General features: G+C 62.3%; 22 protein-coding genes and 1 pseudogene. 12 read left to right on the forward strand and 11 right to left on the reverse strand.

Translation table 11 applies throughout. The features are described from left to right. Positions 1–38: 38 nt before the first annotated feature. The gene (locus LU682_RS06980; RefSeq protein ID WP_010952392.1) at positions 39–965 is read right to left on the reverse strand and encodes a 4-hydroxyproline epimerase; all 927 of its coding nucleotides are present in this window, start codon (positions 963–965) and stop codon (positions 39–41) included. A gap of 23 nt (positions 966–988) precedes the next feature. Then, the gene (locus LU682_RS06985; protein ID WP_010952393.1) at positions 989–2602 is read right to left on the reverse strand and encodes an APC family permease; all 1614 of its coding nucleotides are present in this window, start codon (positions 2600–2602) and stop codon (positions 989–991) included. Between the two features lie 440 nt (positions 2603–3042). Here LU682_RS06985 and LU682_RS06990 point away from each other — a divergent pair. Then, a pseudogene (locus tag LU682_RS06990) lies at positions 3043–3444 on the forward strand (transposase); the annotation flags it as partial. A gap of 435 nt (positions 3445–3879) precedes the next feature. Then, positions 3880–4662, forward strand: coding sequence for an AraC family transcriptional regulator (locus tag LU682_RS06995; protein ID WP_049588297.1), 783 nt, complete (start codon positions 3880–3882; stop codon positions 4660–4662). On the opposite strand, the gene LU682_RS07000 is transcribed toward LU682_RS06995, so the two are convergent. Then, on the reverse strand, positions 4650–5537 hold the full coding sequence (locus LU682_RS07000) for a LysR family transcriptional regulator (protein WP_010955266.1): 888 nt from the start codon (positions 5535–5537) through the stop codon (positions 4650–4652). The two genes, LU682_RS06995 and LU682_RS07000, sit on opposite strands and share 13 nt — an antisense overlap. A 141-nt stretch (positions 5538–5678) precedes the next feature. Between LU682_RS07000 and moaB the strand changes: the two genes are divergently transcribed. Next, positions 5679–6197, forward strand: coding sequence for a molybdenum cofactor biosynthesis protein B (moaB, locus tag LU682_RS07005; protein WP_003254698.1), 519 nt, complete (start codon positions 5679–5681; stop codon positions 6195–6197). Positions 6198–6345: 148 nt separating this feature from the next. On the opposite strand, the gene LU682_RS07010 is transcribed toward moaB, so the two are convergent. The 3 genes from LU682_RS07010 to moaA form a co-directional block, all read right to left on the reverse strand. Further along, on the reverse strand, positions 6346–7311 hold the full coding sequence (locus tag LU682_RS07010; protein ID WP_010951808.1) for an IS110-like element ISPpu10 family transposase: 966 nt from the start codon (positions 7309–7311) through the stop codon (positions 6346–6348). A 248-nt stretch (positions 7312–7559) separates the two neighbouring features. Next, positions 7560–8459 carry a bestrophin family protein gene (locus LU682_RS07015; protein ID WP_010955265.1) on the reverse strand — a complete coding sequence of 300 codons (900 nt, stop codon included), beginning with the start codon at positions 8457–8459 and terminating at the stop codon, positions 7560–7562. Between the two features lie 20 nt (positions 8460–8479). Next, positions 8480–9484 carry a GTP 3',8-cyclase MoaA gene (moaA, locus tag LU682_RS07020; protein WP_003254695.1) on the reverse strand — a complete coding sequence of 335 codons (1005 nt, stop codon included), beginning with the start codon at positions 9482–9484 and terminating at the stop codon, positions 8480–8482. Between the two features lie 222 nt (positions 9485–9706). On the opposite strand from moaA, the gene LU682_RS07025 reads away from it, so the two are divergent. Beyond that, on the forward strand, positions 9707–12037 hold the full coding sequence (locus tag LU682_RS07025) for an FdhF/YdeP family oxidoreductase (protein ID WP_010955264.1): 2331 nt from the start codon (positions 9707–9709) through the stop codon (positions 12035–12037). A gap of 109 nt (positions 12038–12146) precedes the next feature. Here LU682_RS07025 and LU682_RS07030 read toward each other — a convergent pair whose 3' ends face one another. Then, a complete protein-coding gene (locus tag LU682_RS07030) occupies positions 12147–12608 on the reverse strand; it encodes an Lrp/AsnC family transcriptional regulator (protein ID WP_049586986.1) in 462 nt (153 codons plus the stop codon). A 92-nt stretch (positions 12609–12700) separates the two neighbouring features. Here LU682_RS07030 and LU682_RS07035 point away from each other — a divergent pair, with 92 nt between their 5' ends. Further along, entirely contained in the window at positions 12701–13882 is a 1182-nt protein-coding gene (locus tag LU682_RS07035) for a trans-sulfuration enzyme family protein (RefSeq protein WP_010955262.1), read from the forward strand. A gap of 93 nt (positions 13883–13975) precedes the next feature. On the opposite strand, the gene LU682_RS07040 is transcribed toward LU682_RS07035, so the two are convergent. Further along, positions 13976–14212, reverse strand: coding sequence for an HP1242/YdcH family protein (locus LU682_RS07040; protein ID WP_010955261.1), 237 nt, complete (start codon positions 14210–14212; stop codon positions 13976–13978). Positions 14213–14462: 250 nt separating this feature from the next. On the opposite strand from LU682_RS07040, the gene LU682_RS07045 reads away from it, so the two are divergent. The 4 genes from LU682_RS07045 to LU682_RS07060 all read left to right on the forward strand — a co-directional run bounded on the left by LU682_RS07045 (position 14463) and on the right by LU682_RS07060 (position 18636). Further along, positions 14463–16100, forward strand: a complete 1638-nt coding sequence (locus LU682_RS07045; RefSeq protein ID WP_010955260.1) for a phosphoethanolamine transferase — start codon at positions 14463–14465, stop codon at positions 16098–16100. A gap of 177 nt (positions 16101–16277) precedes the next feature. After that, entirely contained in the window at positions 16278–17411 is a 1134-nt protein-coding gene (rnd, locus tag LU682_RS07050; protein ID WP_010955259.1) for a ribonuclease D, read from the forward strand. Further along, positions 17408–17701 (forward strand): YcgL domain-containing protein, encoded by a 294-nt coding sequence (locus LU682_RS07055; protein WP_010955258.1) that lies wholly within the window; start codon positions 17408–17410, stop codon positions 17699–17701. The genes rnd and LU682_RS07055 overlap by 4 nt, the downstream gene beginning before the upstream one ends. A 2-nt stretch (positions 17702–17703) precedes the next feature. Further along, a complete protein-coding gene (locus LU682_RS07060; protein WP_010955257.1) occupies positions 17704–18636 on the forward strand; it encodes a D-2-hydroxyacid dehydrogenase in 933 nt (310 codons plus the stop codon). A 113-nt stretch (positions 18637–18749) separates the two neighbouring features. On the opposite strand, the gene LU682_RS07065 is transcribed toward LU682_RS07060, so the two are convergent. Next, on the reverse strand, positions 18750–19343 hold the full coding sequence (locus LU682_RS07065; RefSeq protein ID WP_010955256.1) for a nitroreductase family protein: 594 nt from the start codon (positions 19341–19343) through the stop codon (positions 18750–18752). A 145-nt stretch (positions 19344–19488) separates the two neighbouring features. Between LU682_RS07065 and LU682_RS07070 the strand changes: the two genes are divergently transcribed. Next, positions 19489–19938: a YcgN family cysteine cluster protein gene (locus LU682_RS07070; RefSeq protein WP_014590031.1), complete on the forward strand. Its 450-nt coding sequence runs from the start codon at positions 19489–19491 to the stop codon at positions 19936–19938. A 41-nt stretch (positions 19939–19979) separates the two neighbouring features. Further along, positions 19980–21188, forward strand: coding sequence for a hypothetical protein (locus tag LU682_RS07075; protein WP_010955254.1), 1209 nt, complete (start codon positions 19980–19982; stop codon positions 21186–21188). Positions 21189–21302: 114 nt separating this feature from the next. Here LU682_RS07075 and LU682_RS07080 read toward each other — a convergent pair whose 3' ends face one another. Beyond that, complete coding sequence (locus LU682_RS07080; protein ID WP_010955253.1) at positions 21303–21773, reverse strand: RNA methyltransferase; 471 nt, start codon at positions 21771–21773, stop codon at positions 21303–21305. 71 nt (positions 21774–21844) lie between these two features. Then, positions 21845–22216 carry a YajD family HNH nuclease gene (locus LU682_RS07085; protein ID WP_003254676.1) on the reverse strand — a complete coding sequence of 124 codons (372 nt, stop codon included), beginning with the start codon at positions 22214–22216 and terminating at the stop codon, positions 21845–21847. A gap of 132 nt (positions 22217–22348) precedes the next feature. On the opposite strand from LU682_RS07085, the gene LU682_RS07090 reads away from it, so the two are divergent. Beyond that, entirely contained in the window at positions 22349–22627 is a 279-nt protein-coding gene (locus tag LU682_RS07090) for a hypothetical protein (RefSeq protein WP_049586991.1), read from the forward strand. Positions 22628–22648: the final 21 nt, after the last annotated feature.

Genomic DNA, 22648 nt, shown 5'->3' on the forward strand with positions numbered 1-22648 from the left:
GTCACTCCTGGCAAAGTTCAGTCGGGAAAAGACCGGGGTCAGATGCCCCAGGCGAAAGGGTCTTGTTCGTCGATCAGCAGGGTGCTGTCGGCGGTCATGTAGGCGCGGCCGGTGATGAACGGGCGAATGCGTTCGCCGTCGCGCGCGTAGCGGCCATGGAACTGGCTGCCGGTGATGCTGGCCTGCACCCAGGTCTGGCCTTCGGCAAGCTTGCCGTCGGCGGCCAGGCAGGCCAGCTTGGCGCTGGTGCCTGTGCCGCACGGGGAGCGGTCGTAGGCCTTGCCGGGGCACATCACGAAGTTGCGGCTGTCGGCGTTGGGGTCGTCGGCGAACAGCTCGATGTGGTCGATGGGCGCGCCGTTTTCGCCGGTGACGCCCTGGGTTTCCAGGGCCTTGAGCATGGCCCAGGTGTACTCGGTCAGCGCCTCGCGGTTATCCAGCTCGATGCGCTGGCCGTGTTCGGACACAAGGAAAAACCAGTTGCCGCCCCAGGCGATGTCGCCGCGCACCACGCCATGGCCGGGCACGTCCACCGCAACCTGTTGGCGGTAGCGGTAGGAGGGCACGTTGGCGACGGTGATGGCGCCATCTTCATGCAAGGTGGCGCTGACCTGGCCGACCGGGGTGTCGATCTTGTGCACCCCGGGCGTGATCAGGCCCATGTGCTGTAGCGAGGCGACCAGGCCGATGGTGCCGTGGCCGCACATGTTCAGGTAACCGGCGTTGTTGAAGAAGATCACCCCGCAGGTGGCGTCGGCCGACACTGGCGGGCAGTACAGTGCGCCAACCAGCACATCGTTGCCGCGTGGCTCCAGCAGGCAGGCGCGGCGCCACCGGTCGTGCAGTTCGCGCAGTTCGTCGCGCTGTTCGGCCATGCTTCGGCCCCGCAGTTGCGGAAAGCCCTTCATCACCAGGCGGGTTGGTTCGCCACCCGTGTGGGAGTCGATGACGTGAATCTGTTTCATGGGCTTGTCCCTTGCGTAAAAGATCAGGAAGCGACGGCAACAGGGCGGCCGTTAGAGGTTTCAGCGCAGGCTTCGCTTTCGTCGTCGCCTTCCAGGCGCACCAGGTGGGCAGGCACACCCGTGGCGGCGCCCCAGTAGTAGATGCCCAGTGCACAGGCCGCCACGACCACGGTGTCGAATGGGTGGCCGATGACGCCCAGGCCGCCGAAGCTGCCCAGCCACGACAGCAGGATGGTCAGCGCGTAGAAGCCGATCAGCCAGGCCGACGAGCGAACTTGCTGACCCAGCGACAGGTGCTGGGTGGGTACGAAACGGCTGCACAGCAGGTACAGCACGAACATCACGATCTGCAGGGCCAGCAGCCACGACACGGTGTTCCAGCCCGACCAGTACACGATCAGCGCAGCGATGATGAACGACAGCGGGCCGAGCACAGTCATGCCCTTGACCCGGAACGGGCGCGGCATGTGTGGTGCATTGCGGCGCAGGGCGGCAACGCTGACCGGGGCCACGGCGTAGCTCAGTACCAGAGCGGCGGATACCACGTTGATCAGCGCTTCCCACGACGGGAACGGCAGGGTCCAGAACACCGACAGGCCAAACGTCAGCCAAAGGGCCGGGCGCGGGATGCCGGACTCTGCATCGATGCGGGTGAAGTACTTGAAGAAGGTGCCGGTCTGCGCCCAGCCATAGATCACGCGCGGGGTGGCGTTCATGTAGATGTTGCCGCAGCCGCTTGGCGAGATCACTGCGTCGGCCACCACCAGGTAGGCCAGCCAGCCCACACCCAGCGCCAGGGCGATGTCACGGTAGGGCAGGGCCAGTTCCTTGGTCACGCTGGCCCAGCCGTTGGCCAACATTTCGGTCGGCACGCTGCCAAGGAAGGCCAGTTGCAGCAAGGCGTAGATCGCGGTGGACAGCAACACCGAAAGAATCAGCGCAATCGGGATGGTGCGCTGCGGGTTCTTGACCTCGCTGGCCACCGAAATGATCGGCGTCAGGCCCAGGTAGGCGAAGATGATGCCGCCGGCGGATACGGCCATTTCCACCCCGGACAGGCCGAACGGGGCAAAGCCCTGGACCTCGAAGTTTTCCGGTTTGAAGAAGGTGAACAGTACGCCGATCACCAGCAGCGGCACGATGAACTTGAACACGCTGACCAGGTTGTTGGCCTTGGCGAAGGTTTTCACGCTGCGGTAGTTGAGGAAGAAGAACAGCCCCAGCAGGGCGAACTGCACCAGCCAGCCGAGCACGGTTGGGTCGCTGGAGCCGGCCTTGGTCAGCCCAGGGAACCAGGCGGCGGCGTATTGGCGTGAGGCGACCACTTCGATGGCGATCAGGCTGGAAAAGGCGATCAGGGTGATGAAGCCCATCAGGTAGCCCAACAGTGGACCGTGCGAGTACACCGGGTAGCGCACCACGCCACCGGCGCGGGGCAAGGCGGCGCCCAGCTCGCAGTAGACGATGCCCAGCAGCAGTACGGCGAACCCGCCAAGGAACCAGGAGAGGATGCCGGCCGGGCCGGCGATGGCCGAGACGTGGCTGGCGGCAAACAGCCAGCCGGAGCCGAAGATGGCGCCTAGGCCGATGAAGGTGAGGTCCAGCAGTGATAACTGTTTTTTGAATTTGCCTGACATGGGTTCGCCTTTTTGTTGGTTATTGGATAGGCAGGTCTGATGTCACGAGATGCGGCTTTTTGGGCCGCGCTCTTGTAGGACTTGGGCGGCTTGCGTGGGGCATAGAGTGGACCGATCAGGGCGGCGGTTCTTGATGGTTTTCTGCAAGGGGGATGACGAAATCGGCACAGTTGCAGAAAAACAGTGGTAAGCCGCAAAGCGTGGGGATAGGCTCAAAGCCATACCGGATAAGGGTTTGAGAGATGCAGTGCTAGTGCCGGCCCTTTCGCGGGTGAACCCGCTCCTACAGGTACGGCGCAGAATTCGAAATCTGTGGGGGCCCTGTAGGAGATCACCCAGCCCTTCCGGGCTGCGCTGTCGCGCAGCAAACATGAGGTGTACGGCTTCAGTTCCGCAGCGACGCTGACATTTTGAAAAAGAAAAGGCGGTTGGCCCGGTAGATCGGTACAGATCTATCACGCTTCCCGTCCTCACAGCACTTCTGCTCTTGGTTGGGACTGGCTCCCCCTACCCGAATTTCCGGCGGTCATCGACTGGCAGGTGGTGGGCCCAAAATAGTCAATCGAGCAGCGCAAGCACTCAAGCAGGCTGCATCCAATGCCCGTAACGACAAGGGTTTCATTGGCGCATCGCACCGAGCCAGACTGACTCGAATGGATACCAGCTGCGCCATCAAGGCCACTGCGCATCAGTTGGCACGTCTGGTGTACAACCTGTTAACCAAGAAGCAGGCTTATGTTGAACAAGGTCTTGAGGAGTTCGAAACCAGAAGCCAAGACCGGCAGGTCCGGGCTTTGCTTCGCAAAGCCCGGAAACTGGGGTATCAACTGGTGGCCGCTTGAGTGCTTAGAAAACAATGGGTTGCATTTTGTTTGATGAGAGATCACCCAGCCCTTCCGGGCTGCGCTGTCGCACAGCAAACAGGATGCGCATGACGTCAGATCTGCACTGACATCGAGATCTAGAAAAGCATTCGCCGACTGATCCGGGTAGGTCAGCCGCCGAATACTTTGCTATGGTTCCCAATGCGCGGGAAAGAGGCCGTAGACCGCACTGGTGTGCTGCTTTGCTCCCGAATGAGAGAGTGGCCCAAATGGCATCGGCGTTAATCCCTGTCGGCACAGCTTGCTGTGACCACGTATAGAAGAGTGAACACTTCGCCGCCATTGACCCCGCGCGCCTGTTTTTTTCGCTAGAAAGAACAGTGGGTTATCTTTTGTTTGATAGAAGCGGGTTCACCCGCGAAGAGGCCGGCCCAGCCAGCAGAGAACCGACAGATGACCGACACCCCCCTGGCAACCCTCTACCAGTCCCTCGACCAGCACCGCCCCGCCACCCTCGAGGCCCTGCTCGCCGGCGTATCGCTGTTGCTGCCGATGCTCGACGCCATCCCCAACGCCGCAATCTTCATCAAGGATTCTGCCGCCCGCTATGCGTTGGCCAACAACACACTGGTCCAGCGCTGTGGCCTCAAGCGCCTGCAACCGCTGCTGGGCAAGACCAGCGCCGAAGTGTTTCCGGCACAGTTTGGCCCCGGCTATACCGAGCAGGATCGACGTGTTCTCAAGGAAGGCCTGGTGCTGGAGGACCAGTTGGAGCTGCACCTCTACGGCAGCCGTGAGCCCGGCTGGTGCCTGACCCACAAGCGCCCGCTGTACAACCCTGCCGGCGAAATCATCGGCCTGGTCGGCATCTCGGTCGACTTGCAGTCAGCCGCTGACAGCCACCCCGCCTACCAGCGCCTGGCCGCAGTGGACGAGCACATTCGCCAGCATTTTCACCAGCCGATCAGCATGAGCGAGCTGACCCGCATTGCCGGTATTTCCGTGGCCCAGCTGGAGCGCTATTGCAAGCGGGTGTTCCACCTCACGCCCCGGCAGATGATCCACAAGGCGCGCCTGGAGCATGCCCATCGCCTGCTGCATTCGGAGCTGCCGATCACTGAAGTGGCGATGCGCTGCGGCTACACCGACCACAGCGCCTTCAGCCGCCAGTTCAAGCAGCTGACCGGCTTTACGCCGCGCCAGTACCGCCAGGCTACCGCCGATCAGCTGGCCTGAAACAGCCCCCGCGCCTCGGCAAAGCATTGCTCGGCAATCGCCGAGCGCGGCTCGCTGCGGCGCAGCAGCAGCCCGACCGGGCTGTGGATGGCGGCGTCTGCCACCGGTACGATGCGCAGGTGCTCGCTGAGGTCTTCCAGGCCGCAGTCCAGTGGCATGATCGCGCAGCATATGCCGGTGTTGATGGCCTGGATAAGCTGGAAGCTCGAGTCGCTCTCAAGCACCGCATTGGGCTCCAGACCACGGCTGCGGAAGCTCAGGTCCAGCGACTGGCGGTAGTGCATGCCTTTGCTCAGCAGCCCCAGCGGAATATCGCCGAGCTCGTCCCAGCGCAGCCGGTCGCTGGTGAACTGGAAGTGCCGCGTATCGTGCAGCAGGCCCATGGTGGTGGTGCCCAGTTCGATCACTTCGAAAAAGCTGGTGTTGACCTGGTCCAGGTAGCAGATACCCAGGTCGAGCTGGTTGCGGCTGAGGCCGTCGATGACCTGTTCCGAGCTCAGCGAGCTGAGCTGAAAGTGCAGTTCGGGGTATTTTTCGCGCAGGGGCAGCAGCAGGTGCATGGGGTTGAAACTGGCCAGCGGCACCGTGCCCAGGCGCAGGCTGCCGACCACCTGGCCACGGCAACTGGCAGCCTCGGCCTGCAGGCCGTCATGGGCGGCGAGCAGGGTACGGGCCCAGGCCAGGATGCGCTCGCCGGCCTCGGTGAAACCTTCGAAGCGCTGGCCCCGCTTGACCAGCACCAGGTCCAGTTCGTCTTCCAGGTTGCGCAGGCGCATGGACAGCGTCGGCTGGGTGATATGGCACAGCGCCGCCGCCTGGCCGAAGTGGCGGGTCTGGTCGAGGGCGATGAGGAACTTGAGCTGCTTGATGTCCATGGAAGTGCCTGGCGTCTGGTTATGCAGACCTTAACCCACGTCTGCGATAGATGTCATTGATCGGCCGGTACGTCATATCGATTGGACGCCTCTGGGGGTATGCCTCTAGCGTGGTGAAAATGCCCTTCAAGGAGCTTCACCGTGCGCGTCCAACTTGATGCGGTCTTCGTACCGCTGAACATCGCCGTGCTGACTGTCAGCGACACCCGTACCTACGACAACGATACTTCCGGCGCGCTGCTGGCCAACCGCTCGGTCGAGGTCGGTCACCGGCTGGTGGCGCGAGCGCTGCTCAAGGACGACCTGTACAAGATCCGCGCTCAGGTGGCCAGCTGGATTGCCGATGAACAGGTGCAGGTGGTGCTGATCACCGGAGGTACCGGCTTTACCGGGCGCGACAGCACACCCGAAGCGGTCGAGTGCCTGCTGGACAAGCGTATCGATGGGTTCGGCGAGTTGTTCCGGGCATTGTCGATTCTCGATATTGGCAGCTCGACCGTGCAGAGCCGGGCGTTGGCCGGGTTGTCCAACCGCACGTTGGTATGTTGCCTGCCGGGCTCGACCGGAGCCTGCCGCACCGCCTGGGAAGGCATTCTGGCCGAGCAGCTGGATGCACGGCACCGGCCATGCAACTTCGTCAAACACCTGTTGCCGATGTAGGAGATTCTATGGCCGGAGGCAAATTTTCAGTAAAAACGCCATCGGCCTCTCTCAGCAACCTCGAGGTACGAGTCAGCGTGCCAGAGAATTTCTCCCCAGCATTGGATACTGCCCGTCAGTTTGGGCGGGCTGCGTTGCAGCCCCAGCCTCAGCTGGCCGGCTTGGCACCTCCGGTATATATCTCGGGCTTCCAGTCGGCCTGATGCCTCATCAGGCCGAAGGCCAGCCGAGCCAAGCGACGTGCAAGGATCACCAAGGCTTGAGTGGTTTTCTTCCCCCGGGCTTGGTGATGGGCGTAATACTGCTTCCAGGTCGCGGTTCGACTGCCGCTCATCGAGGCGTTGTACAGGAGTCTACGGACCTCCGAGTCTCCGCGCTTGCTCAACTTCCCTCTGCCTGCCCATTTACCGGATTGGGAAACCGTTACATCCATGCCTAGATAAGCGACAAAGGCGTCGCTGTTCTTGAACTCGCCGCGCATGAAGGACATCACCAGGCCGGCAGCCGTTAAGAAACCAACACCCGGAAGCCTCTGAACACGGCGCATCTGATCGGAAAGCCCCGCCTTCTTGATCACCGCACGCAGCTGTTTTTCCAGCGAAAGCTCTATGCGTTCGAGCACTTCCTCAACACGTTTGAGTTCTGAGGCAAACAATTTGTCGCCCGACAAGCTCATCCGCAGCATGCCGCGCACTGCTACAAGTTTGGCGCGGCGGCGCAGCAGCACCTGGATCTCACGATGCCCGGCTGGTGGCGGAGTCCAAGCCTTCAAAGAGCCCCGCTCGTTGCTCAGGAAGCGGGCGAGCAAAGCGGCATCATGGGCATCTGTTTTTGCCCGTATAGCAACACTTTCCCGGTACTTACTCAGCCTCAGCCCATCGATAACGTATACCGCGAAGCCCGCAGCATGGGCTTGCTCCGCCATTTCCATGTGATAGGTACTGGTCGCTTCGATGGCCAGCGCTGAGCCTTTGGGCAGCGTCTTGAGCCAGGCTTTGATTGCTTTCGGAGTGTTAGGGATGGCGAAGGATTTGGTATTCGGAGCGGCTTGAATCACCAGTTCATCTTTGGAGGTGTCCACGCCAGCTTCGATTGGGATTGCGGACATTGCCATGAATAGCTGCTCCTTGTAGCGTAGTGTGACTTGAAGGGCACACCCTGGCGCAGGCTTGCTTCTATTGTCGCTTGCTCGCGAGGCATTCCTTATCGGCGCTTGGGTGTTGAAAGGAGGAGGGGTGATTTCTCCTACGGTCTGTACTGCGCGAACAGTCAGAAGCGAGTTATGGCCCTCCTCCTCCCTTCAAGTCCTACCATACAAGCGGGTTTACCCGCGAAGAGGCCAGAACAGGCAACCACCCACCGTCAGCTCAACACATACCCCACCGGCAACAAGGCGGGAGGCAGCTGCTGTTCCCCCAATCCGGCCAGCACATCGCGCTCCACAGTCCGCACCATGGCATCGGTCGGCAGGTCGTTCTCATCGCGCCCGAACGGGTCTTCCAGCTCGTTGCCGATCGCATCCAGCCCGAAGAACGTGTACCCCACGATGGTGGTGAACAGCGGTGCCAGCCAGCCCAGCGGCTCGGCCAGGGCAAACGGCAGCAGCAGGCAGAAAATGTAGATAGTACGGTGCAGCAGCAGCGTGTAGGGGAACGGCAAGGGAGTGCCCTTGATCCGCTCACAGGTGGCTTGCACTTCGGTCAGGCCCGCCAGGCGTTGCTCCAGCAGGTTGTAGCGCCATTCGCTGATCTGTTGCTGTGCGGCCAACCGTGAACAGTGTTCGCCGATTTCACGCAGGATGCCGTCGCACACATTGTGCGGGCTGATCGCATCGGCCCGGGCCAGCCACGGCCTGGCAGCTGCCCGTTCGTCCTCGTTACGCAGCCGGGCATTGAGTGCATGGGCGAAACCACACAGGTTGCGCAGCAGTTCGGTGCGCAGTGTTTCGTCGGTAATCACCACGCTTTCCCGCACGAACGAGCGGGTTTCGATAATCAGTTTGCCCCAGGCCTTGCGCCCCTCCCACCAACGGTCATAGCACGCGTTGTTGCGAAAGCTCATGAAGATCGACAGCGACAGGCCCAGCAAGGTGAACGGCGTGGCGCTGACCGGGTAGAAATACGCCGGGTAATGCCGCTCGACCAGCACGATCAGCGCGGCCAGCAGTGTCACCATCAGGCAACGCAGGGCAATGCGTTTGACGATCGACCCCTTGAGGGTGAACAGCACGCGCAACACATCGGTGGAGGGTGGGACGATCATGGAAGTCCAGAGACGGCTGCTCAGCCGCCGGTCATGTTCATGAAGCGCAGGATCTGCACATCGCCACCGACTTCGAAATGATGGCGATAGGGCTTGAGGTGCAGCGAGTCGCGAATGGCCTTTTCCAGGCGTTCGGGGTTGCCCGGGTGGGCGCGCAGCACGTGCTTGAGGTCTACCGAGTGTTCGTTGCCCAGGCACAGCAGCAGGCGGCCTTCGACGGTGAGGCGCACGCGGTTGCAGGTGGCGCAGAAGTTGTGGCTGTGTGGGGAAATGAAGCCGACCCGGGTGTTCGCGGCTTCGGCCAGGCGCCAGTAGCGGGCCGGCCCCATGGACGACTCGGTCGATTCGACCAGCGTGAACTGCTCGGCCAGGCGTGCCCGTACTTCATCGCTGGAGCAGAACGATTCGCCACGTTCATGCTCGCTTATCACCCCCAGCGGCATTTCCTCGATGAAGGTGATGTCCAGCTCGCGTTCGATGGCAAAGCGCACCAGATCGACCAGTTCATGGTCGTTGCGGCCTTTGAGTACCACGCAGTTGAGCTTGGTGCGTTTGAAACCGGCCTGGCGTGCGGCGTCGATGCCGGCGATTACCTGGGCTAGGTCGCCGGTGCGGGTCAGCTGCTTGAAACGGTCGGCATCCAGGCTATCCAGGCTGATGTTCAGGCGTGTCACCCCGGCGTCGAACAGCGGCTGAGCCAGGCGCCCGAGTTGCGAGCCGTTGCTGGTCAGGCACAGCTCGCGCAGGCCGGGCAGGGCGGCGATGCGCCCGCACAGGTCGACGATGCCCTGGCGTACCAGTGGCTCGCCACCCGTCAGGCGGATCTTTCGGGTGCCCAGCGCGACGAAGCGTTCGGCCACCTGGAACAGTTCTTCGAGGCTGAGGATTTGCTGGCGCGGCAGAAACTGCATGTCTTCGGCCATGCAGTACACGCAACGGAAGTCACAGCGGTCGGTGACCGACATCCGCAGGTAGTCGATTTTCCGGTTGAAGCCGTCGATCAGGGCCCGGCTGTTCTGTTCCACGTTCGCACTCGAATGGGTTGGGACATGACTCCAAGCTATAACCTGGCCGCAAGGCCGTCAAATTGCTTTGCCTGACCGGTTGATCGATGGCCTCTATCGCTTGGCATAGCCTCTGGCAGCCATGATCGAAACCGCTTATCACGCCGTAAGATCTTTCGATTGGACGCCCCTTCCCACGCTCCATAGGCTGGAAAAAAGCATCGAAGCGTGAGGATTCATCGCATGAGCCAGGACGAACACATCAGGGACTACAAGGGCGCCGCTGCCGGCTGGGGGGCGCTCAAAAGCGTGACCAAGAGCTGGCTGGGCAGCGACAACGCCTTCAAGAACCTGCGGGCCATGCTCAAGACCAACCAGAACGGCGGTTTCGACTGCCCCGGCTGTGCCTGGGGCGAGTCGCCGGAAAGCGACATGGTCAAGTTCTGCGAAAACGGCGCCAAGGCGGTCAACTGGGAAGCCACCGGCCGCTCGGTCGACCCGGCTTTCTTCGCCAAATACAGCGTCAGCGCGCTGAAGGAGCAGACCGACTACTGGCTTGAATACCAGGGCCGCCTCACCCACCCGATGCGCTACGACGCCGCCACCGACCACTATGTCGAAACCACCTGGCAGGAGGCCTTCGAGCTGGTCGCCAGGCACCTGCGTGCGCTGCAGTCGCCGGATGAAGCCGAATTCTACACCTCGGGCCGGGCCAGCAACGAAGCGGCGTTCCTTTACCAGCTGTTCGTGCGTGCCTACGGCACCAACAACTTCCCGGATTGCTCGAACATGTGCCACGAAGCCAGCGGCGCGGGCATGTCGGAAACCCTCGGGGTGGGCAAGGGCACCGTGGTGTTCCACGATCTGGAGCTGGCCGACGCGATATTCGTCATCGGGCAGAACCCCGGCACCAACCACCCGCGCATGCTCGAACCCCTGCGCGAAGCGGTCAAGCGTGGCGCCCAGGTCGTCTGCTTCAACCCGCTGAAAGAGCGTGGCCTTGAGCGCTTCCAGCACCCGCAGCACCCGTTCGAAATGCTCAGCAACGGCTCCGAGCCGACCTCCAGCGCCTACTTCCGCCCGGCCTTGGGTGGGGACATGGCGGCAATGCGCGGTATTGCCAAGTACTTGTTGCAATGGGAGCGCGAGGCGCAGGCCAAGGGCGAGCCGGCGGTGTTCGACCATGCCTTCATCGCCGAGCACACCAGCGGCGTCGACGATTACCTGGCGGCGGTGGACGCCACGTCCTGGGAGCACATCGTCAAACAGTCGGGCTTGACCCTGGCCGAGATCGAGCTGGCCGCCCGCATGTACCGCAAGGCCGAGCGGGTCATCATGTGCTGGGCCATGGGCGTCACCCAGCACCGCCATTCGGTGCCGACCGTGCAGGAAATCGTCAACCTGCAGCTGCTGCGTGGCAACGTCGGCAAGCCCGGCGCAGGCCTGTCGCCGGTGCGTGGCCACAGTAACGTGCAGGGTGACCGTACCATGGGCATTGACGAGAAACCCTCGGCGGCACTACTCGATGCCATCGAGCAACGTTTCCAGTTCAGTGTGCCGCGTACCCATGGGCACAACGCAGTGTTGGCGATCAAGGCTATGGAAGAGGGGCGGGCCAAGGTGTTCATCGGCCTGGGCGGCAACTTTGCCCAAGCCACCCCGGACACCGCGCGCACCCACGCGGCGCTGCAGAACTGCGCGTTGACCGTGCAGATTTCCACCAAGCTTAACCGCTCGCACCTGATCACCGGCCGCGATGCGCTGATCCTGCCGTGCCTGGGCCGTACCGAAATCGACCTGCAGGCCGAAGGGCCGCAAGGCGTGACCGTGGAGGACACCTTCAGCATGGTGCACATCTCCAATGGCCAGTTGCGCCCGCGCTCGCCGCATATGCGCTCGGAGCCGTGGATCATTGCCGGTATGGCCAAGGCCACGCTGGGCAACCAGCCGATCGACTGGGAGTACGCGGTGGCCGATTACAACCGCATTCGCGACATGATCGCTGACGTGATTCCGGGCTTTACCGGTTTCAATGAACGCTTGAACAGCCCCGGCGGGTTCCACCTTGGCAACAATGCCGCCGATCGCAACTTCCGCACGGCCACGGGCAAGGCCCGCTTCATGCCCCACGCGCTGCCCGAGGAACTGGTCAACGCCAAGGTACTGGCCCGTGGTGACAAGCCCGACCTGATTTTGCAGACCCTGCGTTCGCACGATCAGTACAACACCACCCTGTATGGCCTGGACGACCGCTACCGTGGGGTGTTCGGCCTGCGTGAAGTGGTGTTTGTCAACGAAGCCGACATCCGTCGCCTGGGCTTCGAACCGGGTGAGCAGGTGGACCTTGTGTCGCTGTGGGAGGATGGCGTGGAGCGGCGGGTGTCGGGATTCCGCCTGGTGGCGTATGACGTGCCCGAGGGGCAGGCGGCGGCGTATTACCCGGAAACCAACCCGTTGGTACCGCTGGAAAGTTATGGTGAGGGGACCTATACCCCGACCTCGAAATTCGTGGCGATCAAGGTCGAAAAGGCCAAGGCGGGGAACCGCATTGCGGCGGTGTTGGCCTCGGATTGATGGGGTGCCTGTGCTGGCCTCTTCGCGGGTGAACCCGCTCCTACGGGACCCCACAGCGCTTGAGGTTGAGGTGATCCTGTGAGGTTGCCCGCGAAGAATCCAGCACCGGTCAGGCGCGATGCACCGGGTAAGCCGTGGTGTACTTCATCTGCTCCATGGCAAAACTGGACGTGATGTTCGATAGCCCATCGGTATGGGTAATCAGCTTTTTGTAGAACCGGTCATACGCAGCAATATCACCCACCACCACCCGCAGCATGTAGTCCCAGTCCCCCGACATGCGGTAGCACTCCATCACTTCCTCGAACCCGGTCACGGTCGCAGCAAACTGCTCCAGCCAGGCGCTGTCGTGGCGCTGGGTCTTGAGCTGGACGAACACGGTGAGCCCCAACCCCAGGCGTTCGGGGTCCAGCAGGGCGACGCGGCCGAGGATGTAGCCGTCTTCCTCCAGGCGCTTGACCCGCTTCCAGCACGGTGTGGTGGACAGGTTGACGGCCTCGGCCAGGTCCTTCAGCGAGATTGAGGCATCACGCTGTAGCAGGGTAAGAATGTGCTGGTCGAAACTGTCCATATCGCGCGCTGGCCGTGCAGGAAAATATTTCACAGATTACCCCAAGGCCAGACGATTTGGGTTGTGCGATAGTTGCGGCTTTCATTCTGCCAATGGGCCTGACCATGTCCGACAAGCCGCGCAATTTCGCCACCCGTACCATTCACGCCGGCGAGCAGTTCAGCGTTGCCGATAACGCCATTTTCCCGGCTATCGTCACCGCCAGTTCGTTCACCAAGCGCAGCCTGGACGATAAGCCGGAATATTCCTACAGCCGCGTCGGCAACCCCACCCGGCATGCCTACGAAACCTGTGTCGCTGCCTTGGAAGAAGGCGTGGGCGCTGTGGCCTGCGCCTCGGGAGTCAATGCCACCGCAACCGTGCTTGAGCTGCTGCCCAAGGATGCCCACGTGGTGGTGATGAACGGCGTGTACGGTGGCACGTTCCGCATCATGGAAGATTACCGCAGCCGCACCTCGGGGCTGACCACCACCTATGTCGATCTCAACGACATTGAAGCCGTAGCGGCTGCGATCAAGCCGGAAACCCAGCTGATCTGGATCGAGTCGCCGACCAACCCGTTGCTGCACCTGGTCGACATCAAGGCGGTGTGCGACCTGGCCAAGGCCAAGGGCATCCTCACCTGCATCGACAACACCTTCTGCTCGCCGTGGAACCAGCGCCCGATCACCCTGGGCGTGGACTTGGTGATGCACTCGGCCAGCAAGTACATCGGTGGCCACTCCGACCTCACCGGCGGTGTGGTGGTGGCGGCCAACGATGCGTTGCTGGCACGCCTGCGCCGTATCAGCATGGCGATTGGTGCGGTGCAGGGGCCGTTCGACTGCTACCTGGCCCTGCGCGGTCTGAAGACCCTGGATGTGCGCATGGAGCGCCAGTGCGCCAATGCCCTGCAGGTGGCGCGCTTCCTGGAAGGTCACGCGCAGGTCGAGCAGGTGTATTACCCGGGGCTGGAAAGCCACCCGCAGCATGAACTGTGCAAACGCCAGATGCGCAGTGGCGGGGCGGTGGTGGCGATGAAAGTAAAAGGCGACCGCGCCGCGCTCAACCGCCTGGTGGAGGCGCTGCAGATTTTTGTGCTGGCCGACTCGCTGGGCGGGGTGGAGAGCATGATCAACCACTCCTGGAGCATGTCGCACTGCTCGCTGAGCCCAGAGCAGAAAGGGGTGATGGGGATCAGCGAGAACCTGCTGCGGTTGTCGGTAGGGATCGAGGATTACCGTGACCTGGTCGAGGACCTGGATGGGGCGTTGAAAGCGCTGGTCGCTGTGTGAGGGCCGCAGGCCCTTTCGCGGGTAAACCCGCTCCTACGACGGTGTAGGAGCGGGCTTGCCCGCGAAGAGGCCGGTGGATTCAATAGATGCCTGTCAGGATTTGGGCGGATGAATGATCCGTTCGATCTTGTCCTTGATCAGCAACCTTTCCTTGCGCAGGCGGTTGACGGCTTCGTCGTTGGTGCCGTTGCCTTCGGCGGCTACCACCTCCTTGTCCTTGGCGTTGTACTCCTTGTGCAGTTTGTGCAGGCCCTGATCCTTGTCCATGAGCGCCTGGAATGCATCAGCGGTAACGTGCAGGTCAGCGAGCAGATCGTGCGGAACTGGCATTTCTTCACCTCTGTCAGGGTTGTCGGTAAGGTCCTGACCATTGAGGATAGCTGTCTTTGCGCAGGCTTGTGACGGCGGTCCAGGCTGAATGGCAGCTGAATGGTTTTGCGATAATCGATAAAAGACACACCCTCACGAAATTGTTACCAAGTTTTTCACAAAAAATTGATGACGTGCTTTCTAGAGTTCGCCCCAGTTCCCACAGTGCCATCTGGCCTGGGGTGATCATCACTCTTGATAGCGAACGCTGATGCTCAACTTCAAATCCCTGCGGACTGAATGGGTCACGCTGCTGGCCAGTCTTTATCTGCTGATTGGCTTCAATATGTTCCTCTGGGAGCACCTGCAAGCGGTGGTTCCTGCCGGCCTTTCGGGGTTGTGGCTGAGTCTGGCGTTTGCTGTGCTGATGCTCTTCGCGTTCAATCTGATCCTCACGTTAATTGCCTTCCGGTATGTAGTGAAGCCGGTACTTATCGTGTTGTTCATGAGTGGCGCGGGCGTGGCTTACTTCATGAACCAGTACGGCGTACTTATTGACGCCGGCATGTTCCGTAATATGGCCGAGACCAATATTGCGGAGGTGCGCGACTTGATGTCGTTCAAGTTTGCCGCGTATATCCTGCTGCTGGGTGTGCTGCCATCGGTGCTGCTGTGGAAGGCGCAGATCGCCTACCGCCCGTGGCACCGCGAGCTGCTGGGTAAGTTGGTGGTCAGTGGTGCCTGTGTGGTGACCATCGGCTCGGTCGCGTTGGTCAATTATCAAGGGCTGTCGTCGCTGTTTCGCAATCACCATGAACTGCGTCTGATGCTCACCCCCAGCAATATCGTCGGGGCCTCCATTGGTTATGTCGACGAACGTGTCGGTACGGCCTCGCGCCCGTTCCAGCATTATGGCGAAGATGCCAAGCGTGATGCGGCCTGGCTAAAACATGAGCGCAAGTCGCTGACCGTGCTGGTGGTCGGGGAAAGTGCCCGGGCAGACCATTTCGGCGTGTTGGGCTATGACCGCGATACCACGCCCAATCTCGCCAGGGAGCAGGGCCTGCTGGCGTTTTCCGACGTGCACTCGTGCGGTACGGAAACGGCGGTTTCGGTGCCTTGCATGTTCTCGGGCATGAAGCGCAAGGACTACGATGCCCGCGTAGCGAAGAACCGCGAAGGGCTGCTGGACATCCTGCAGCGTGCCGGCCTGGCCGTGCAGTGGCGTGACAACCAGTCGGGCTGCAAAGGCACCTGCGATCGCGTGCAGTTCATCGACGTCAGCAACCTCAAGGACCCGCAGCTGTGCGCCGATGGCGAATGCCATGACCAGATCTTGCTGCAAGGCCTGGACGCGTTGATCGACAACCTCGACAAGGACACCGTGCTGGTGCTGCACCAGATGGGCAGCCACGGCCCCGAGTACTTCAAGCGCTACCCCAGTGATGGCGAGCGCTTCACCCCGGTGTGCCAGAGCAACGCGTTGAACCAGTGCAGCGAGGAGGAAATCATCAACGGGTACGACAACACCCTGGCCTATACCGACAAGGTGCTGGCCTCGCTGATCGATACCCTGCGCAGCAAGCAAGACAAGGTCGATACCGCGATGATCTACCTGTCCGACCACGGCGAGTCGCTGGGCGAGTACAACCTGTTCCTGCACGGCACGCCCTACGCCATCGCTCCCGAGCAGCAGAAGCACATACCACTGCTGACCTGGTTCTCCGACAGCTACAAGGAGGACTTCGGCGTCGATACCGACTGCCTGGCACGGCTCAGCGATGCCCCGCTGTCCCAGGACAACCTGTTCCACTCGATGCTTGGCCTGTTGCAGGTACATACCGAGCTCTACCAGCAGTCGCTGGACATGTTTGCCGGTTGCCGGCCTTGGCTGGCGGCCAAGCGCTGAAGCCCTGTGGGAGCGGGCACGCCCGCGAACCCGGGCAAACCCGGGCCATACACCGTGTTGCCTTCATTCGCGGGCGCGCCCGCTCCCACAGGGTGGACTGCCCCCGAAAAGCGGGACAGTTTCACCCGCAGTGCCCGCGCCGTATATACTGCGCGCCAATGTTAGTGGGAGAGCCTTGTGGCCATCGAAATTCACTGGATCCGTGACGACCAGAGCCTGGCCGAACACTGCCGCGACTGGCACCAACTGCCCTTCGTCGCCGTCGACACCGAATTCATGCGGGTAGACACCTTTTACCCGAAAGCCGGGCTGATCCAGATCGGCGACGGCCAACGCGCCTTCCTGATCGACCCGCTGCTGATCGGCAACTGGCAACCCTTGGCCGACCTGCTGGAAGACAGCGCTGTGGTCAAGGTGCTGCACGCCTGCAGCGAAGACCTCGAAGTGCTGCTGCGCCTGACCGGCAAGCTGCCTCAGCCGCTGTTCGACACTCAGCTGGCCGCCGGTTACCTGAACCTGGGCTTCTCGATGGGCTATTCGCGCCTGGTGCAGGAAGTGCTGGGCATCGAATTGCCCAAAGGCGAAACCCGTTCCGACTGGCTGCAACGCCCGCTCTCGGAAACCCAGGTCAGCTACGCTGCCGAAGATGCCGTGCACCTGGCCGAGCTTTTCACCGTGCTGCGCCCGCGGCTGAGTGACGACAAGTATGCCTGGGTGCTGGAAGACGGCGCCGAGCTGGTGGCTGCGTTGCGCCGTGAAGTCGAGCCCGAAAGCCTGTACCGCGACGTCAAGCTGGCCTGGAAGCTGGCGCCTCAACAACTGGCAGTGCTACGTGAGCTGTGCGCCTGGCGCGAACGCGAAGCGCGCAACCGCGATGTGCCGCGTAATCGTATCCTCAAGGAGCACTCGCTGTGGCCCATGGCCAAAAGCCAGCCGAACAACCTGTCGGCCTTGGCCAAGATCGACGAGATGCACCCGCGCACCATTCGTCAGGACGGTGAGTTCCTCATCCAGCTGATCAAGCGCGCCGCCAGCCTGCCGGCCGAGCAATGGCCTGCGCCCTTGCCTGAGCCGCTTCCGATCGAGGCTGCTGGCCTTCTCAAGCAGCTGCGTGCCATCGGCCAGGCCGAAGGCGAGCGCCTGGGGATTGCACCCGAGCTGATGCTGCGCAAGAAAGCCCTGGAGGCGCTGCTCAAGAGCGGATACCCCAATGGCCCTTATCAACTGCCCGATTCGCTGCGCGGCTGGCGCCGTGAGCGCATGGGCCAGGCCCTGCTGGACAACCTGGCAGGTGCCGGAGAAACCCGATGAAACGCATTTGCTCGATCTACAAGAGCCCACGCAAGAACGAAATGTACCTGTACGTACTCAAGGCTGACGGCCTGGAACGCGTGCCTGAAGGCCTGCTGCCGTTCTTCGGCACCCCCGTGCACGCTTTCGACCTGGTGCTCACCCCTGAGCGCAAACTGGCCCGCGAGGACATCACCAAGGTGCTGGAGAACCTCGAAAGCCAAGGCTACCACCTGCAGATGCCGCCGCTGGAAGATGAGTACATCGAGCACCTGCCCGAAGAGCTGCTGCGCCGCAACGACCCCGTCTGACCATGCGCGTACTGATCGCTGAGCATGACCATGCTCGATACGCCGCGCTTTTGCGCGCCGCCGCGCCAGAACTGGAAGTGCTGACCAGCGGCGACTCTGCCGAACTGGCCCGCCAGGCACCGCAGTGCCCGGTGTGGCTGGGCCAGCCGGACTTGCTGGCCAGTCTGCTGCGCCAAGGCCACAAGCCTGGCTGGATACAGTCGACATGGGCCGGTATCACGCCGTTGCTGGCCGACGGCCTGCCGCGTGATTACCGCCTGAGCCGCGCAGTAGGCATCTTCGGACAGGTGATGGCCGAGTATATGCTCACCTATATGCTAGGCCATGAGCGTGAGGTGCTGTCGCGCCTGGTCAGCCAGGTCGAGCGGCGCTGGGATGACCGCCCGGGGCGCAGCCTGGAAGGGCGCAAGGTTCTCATTGTGGGTGTAGGCGACATTGGTCAGCGTGTGGCCGAGTTCCTGCAGCCGTTTGGTGTGGCGCTGTACGGCGTTGCCAGCAGCGCCCGTGAGCAGGCGCCGTTCGTCGAGGTGGCGGCGCTGGCCGACCTGCCGCGCTTGGTTGGCCAGGTCGACTACGTGCTGAACCTGCTGCCGGATACCCCGGCGACTCATGACCTGTATGACGCCGCGCTGTTCAAATGCTTCCAGCCCTCGGCCTTGTTCATCAATGCCGGGCGTGGTGTGGCGGTGGTCGATGCCGACCTGGTCGAGGCGTTGAAAGAGGGTCATCTGGCCGGTGCTGTGATCGATGTGTGCCGCCAGGAGCCGTTGCCCAAGCAACACCCGTTCTGGACCGCCTGGGGCTTGCTGCTGACCGGGCACAGCTCGGCGCCCACCTCGCCGACAGCGATGGTGCGCTTGTTTGTCGAGAATGTGCGGGCTTATGAAGCGGGGCAGGGGTTGCGGGGTGAAGTCGATTTCGCCCGGGGCTACTGATCGCTGCGGCCTGTACCGGCCTCTTCGCGGTAAAACCGCTTTAGCACAGGGTGGTGATACCCCCCGTAGGAGCGGGCTTGCCCGCGAAGAGGCCAGCACTGCCAACACAAACCTTACAGGCTGAAATCGCCTTCAGCAGCCAGCTCGCTCAGCGGCTTGCGCGGGCTCGGCACTTCACGCGCCTGCAGGGCTTCATCCAGGCTGGCCTTGTCCCCCAGCTTGCCGATCGCCACCATGGCATGCAGTACGTAACCCTCGGGAATCTTCAGTTCCTGACGTGCCAGGTCCTGATCGAAGCCGGCCATGCCATGGGTATGCCAGCCGCTGATGCTGGCCTGCAGGGCCAGGTGCCCCCAGGCAGAGCCCGTGTCGAAGGTGTGCCACAGCGCCGGTTTTTCTTCCGTAGCGCCCGGGGCCGCGAACGTGGTCTTGGAAATGACCAGCACCAGCGCCGACGCCTGTTGCGCCCAGTTGCGATTGAAGGGCACCAGCAGGCTCAGGTAACGCTCCCAGTTCGGCGTGTCGCGGCGGGCATAAAGGAAGCGCCAAGGCTGCGAGTTATAGGCCGAAGGTGCCCAGCGGGCGGCTTCGAGGAAGCTCAGCAGGGTTTCTTCGCTGATCGGCTCGGCGGTGAAGGCGCGTGGCGACCAGCGGTTGATGAACTGCTCGTTGATGGCGTAATCGGCAATGCGGGGGTTGGCGCTCATGGCGGCTCCTGCGAACGGACGGGAAAAGCGCACGCTACTGCGTGCCGTCGCGACTGACAAGCGGTCTGGCTTTGCCGAAGGCCAGGCTCTAGACTGGCGCCGCCGCGCGCCGTGGCCCCCAAGATGAAGGCAGGAACCCTGTGTGATGATCGCTGAAAACGCGCCGTTCTGGCGGCGCAAGACCCTCGAAGAGCTCAGCCAGCAAGAGTGGGAGTCGCTGTGCGATGGCTGCGGCCTGTGCTGCCTGCAAAAGCTCGAGGACGAAGACGACAACAGCGTCTATTACACGCGCATCGCCTGCAAATTGCTGGACCTGAATACCTGCCAGTGCAGCGACTACCCCAACCGCTTCGCCCAAGTGCCAGACTGCATCCAGCTCACCCCGGGCAAGGCCGACCAGTTCAAGTGGCTGCCGAGTACCTGCGGTTACCGCCTGGTCAGTGAGGGCAAGGACTTGCCGGCCTGGCATCACCTGGTTTGTGGCGACCGGCAACAGGTTCATGAACAGCGCATTTCCCAGTCGGGACGTATGCTCAGTGAACACGATGTGCACGAAGACGACTGGGAAGACCACCTGATCTTTCGCGCCAGCTGACCGGCGCGGCCCGCTGCCTCGGGGAAACAAGGAGTTTCTGTATGCGTTGCCACCTGATGTTGCTGTTGGGCCTGATGGCCAGTTCGCCGGCCTGGGCGAAAAAGGTCGACCTCGACTACCAGGTGCGCTTGCTGCCTGCCAGCGGCCAGGCCGAGGTCCGCGTGACATTGGCCGAAGGCAGCGCCGTGCGCAGCCTGGACTTCGACCTGGGCAAGGCTGGGGCCTACAGCGGCTTCCAGGCTGATGGGCAATGGCAGCTGAAGGGGCAACGTGGTATCTGGCAGCCAGCGGCCGGCAAGACCAGCCTCAGCTACCGTGTGCAACTGGACCAGAAGCTGGCCAGCGGCGCCTATTCATCACGCATCACCCCGCACTGGGCCCTGTTCCTCGGCGACCAGCTGATACCCCCTGCGCGCCTCGACCAGCAGGATGGTACCGAGCTGGTGGCGCGCCTGGCTTTCGACCTGCCCGAGGGCTGGAAGAGCATCGAAACCTCCTGGCCGCGCATCGGCAAGGGGAAGTTTCGCATCGACAACGTGTCGCGCCTGTTCGATCGCCCGACCGGCTGGATGCTTGCCGGCGACCTGGGCAGCCGCCGCGCTCGCCTGGGCGAGACCGAAGTGACCGTGGCCGCGCCGGTGGGGCAGGGCATGCGGCGCATGGACAGCCTGACCTTGCTCACATTCGTCTGGCCACAACTACAAGCTGTGTTCCCGCGTAACCCGCCCAAGCTGCTCTTGGTCGGGGCGCGTGACGGCATGTGGCGAGGGGCTATGGCTGCGCAGGGCTCGTTGTACCTGAACAGTGCCCGGCCCATGGTCAGCGAAAACGGCAATAGCCCGTTGCTGCGCGAATTGGTGCAACTGTTCGCGCAGATTGAGGGGCGTGACGGCAGTGACTGGCTGGTAGAGAGCCTGACCGATTATTACGCCAACGAGTTGTTACGCCGCTCGGGCGGGATGAGTGATGACCGCTACCAGGTCTGGCAGGCGCGTCTGAGCAAGCAGGGCGCCAAGGTCAACCGGCTCAAGGGTGAGCGCGCAAGCCCGGCCCAGGTGGCCCGTGGCGTGATGCTGTTGCAGGCATTGGACAAGGAAATCCGCATTCACACCCAGGCCAAACGTTCGTTGGACGATGTAGTGCGTGGGCTGATGCGCCTGCCCAGCGTCAGTACCGAGGACTTCGTGCAGATCAGCGAGAACGTGCTGGGGCGGCGTTCGGATGTGCTGCAGAGCAAGGTGTTGCACTAAGGCCCGTATGAAAAGCCTTGCCTGACCTTCGTCTCAAGGCTTTTCATACAGGCCCAAGGCATCCCTGGCGCCTGTCCCGGCCTTTGACAGCCCAAGCTTCGCCGCACGGCCTTGTTATTTGAACTTGGGCCCTGAGCGGGTATTCAGCCCTTTGGCCATGCGGTCATACAACACCACATTCACCGTCGCCGCCAGGTTCATGCAGCCCTCGGTCGGGATGTAGATAGTCTCTTCACACCATCCCCGCACGTCTTCGCTCAACGAGCCGTCCTCTGGCCCGAAGATGTAAATAGCCCGGTCCGGATGGGTGTAGTCCGGCAATGGCCGCGCACCCTCTACCAGTTCCACCGCCACAGGCGTGCAGCCCAGCGGGATAATGCGCTGCAAGTCGTCGATGCCGATCAGCGGGATGTCGTAGTGCACGCGCTTGGTGTCGGTGACGAAGTCACGTGCGCGCTCATAGCGTTTGCCTGTGTAGAACACCGAATTGACGCCATAGCAGCCCGCGGCGCGCATCACAGAGCCGACGTTTTCTGCCGACTTGGGGTTGAACAGGCCGATGCAGCTGTATCGTTTGTTTGCCACGTACCGGGGCCCTTCGCGAAAAAAGCGCGATTATACGGGCTGCCCGGTAACAGCGGGGGGCGAATCGATGGTCAGTCTTTCTTCAGCATGCCCGCCAGCCCGGCAAACGGGTTGTGCGTAGCCTTGGCAATGCTCGGGGTGCTGGTGGAGCCTTCGCTGAAGTACTGCTGGTCGGTGTAGCGCGAGTGCTCGTTGTCGTGGCAGTACAGGCACAGCAGCTCCCAGTTGGAGCCGTCCTGAGGATTGTTGTCGTGGTTGTGGTCACGGTGATGCACGGTCAGCTCGCTCAGGCGCTTGCCAGCGAACTCGCGGGCGCAGCGACCGCACACGTGCGGGTACATTCTCAGGGCCTTGTCGCGGTAGCCCATTTCCTTGTCGCGCTTGGCATCGGCCAGGATGCGGTCGAGGCGCGCGGTAGCGGCGGCAGAAGAGGTGGAGCTCATGGTGTTTCCTTTGTTCTGATCAGGCAGGTGACGGTTATGCCATTGAGTCTAGCGCGCTTGCAGGTCAGGCGGACAGGCGAAAGCGTTGATTTAGGCGTAGCCTGTAGAAAGGTTCCCGACAGGAGGTTGCTGATGTTTCACGCGATCCTCGCCGCGCTGTTGATGGCTGGCCTGCCCCTGGCAGAAGCTGCCAGCACGCCACCTCGTCTCAATACGCCAGTGCCTGGTGCACCGGGTACGCCTACGCCCACGCCATACCCGCAGATAACCCCGAGTACACCGCCCAAGGCTTACGACAGCCAGCCGGGGGCGCCACTGTTGCCGCCGATGCCAGTGCCCGGCCCGCCGAAGGATCAGCCATTGCCCGGGTTGCGGCCGGAGCCGCCGAAGCCGGTTGTGGAGGATGATTGACGGGTGCGAGCTGAGGGGGCT

This window comes from Pseudomonas alloputida (assembly GCF_021283545.2).
In the GTDB taxonomy this organism is placed as follows: Bacteria; Pseudomonadota; Gammaproteobacteria; order Pseudomonadales; family Pseudomonadaceae; genus Aquipseudomonas; species Aquipseudomonas alloputida.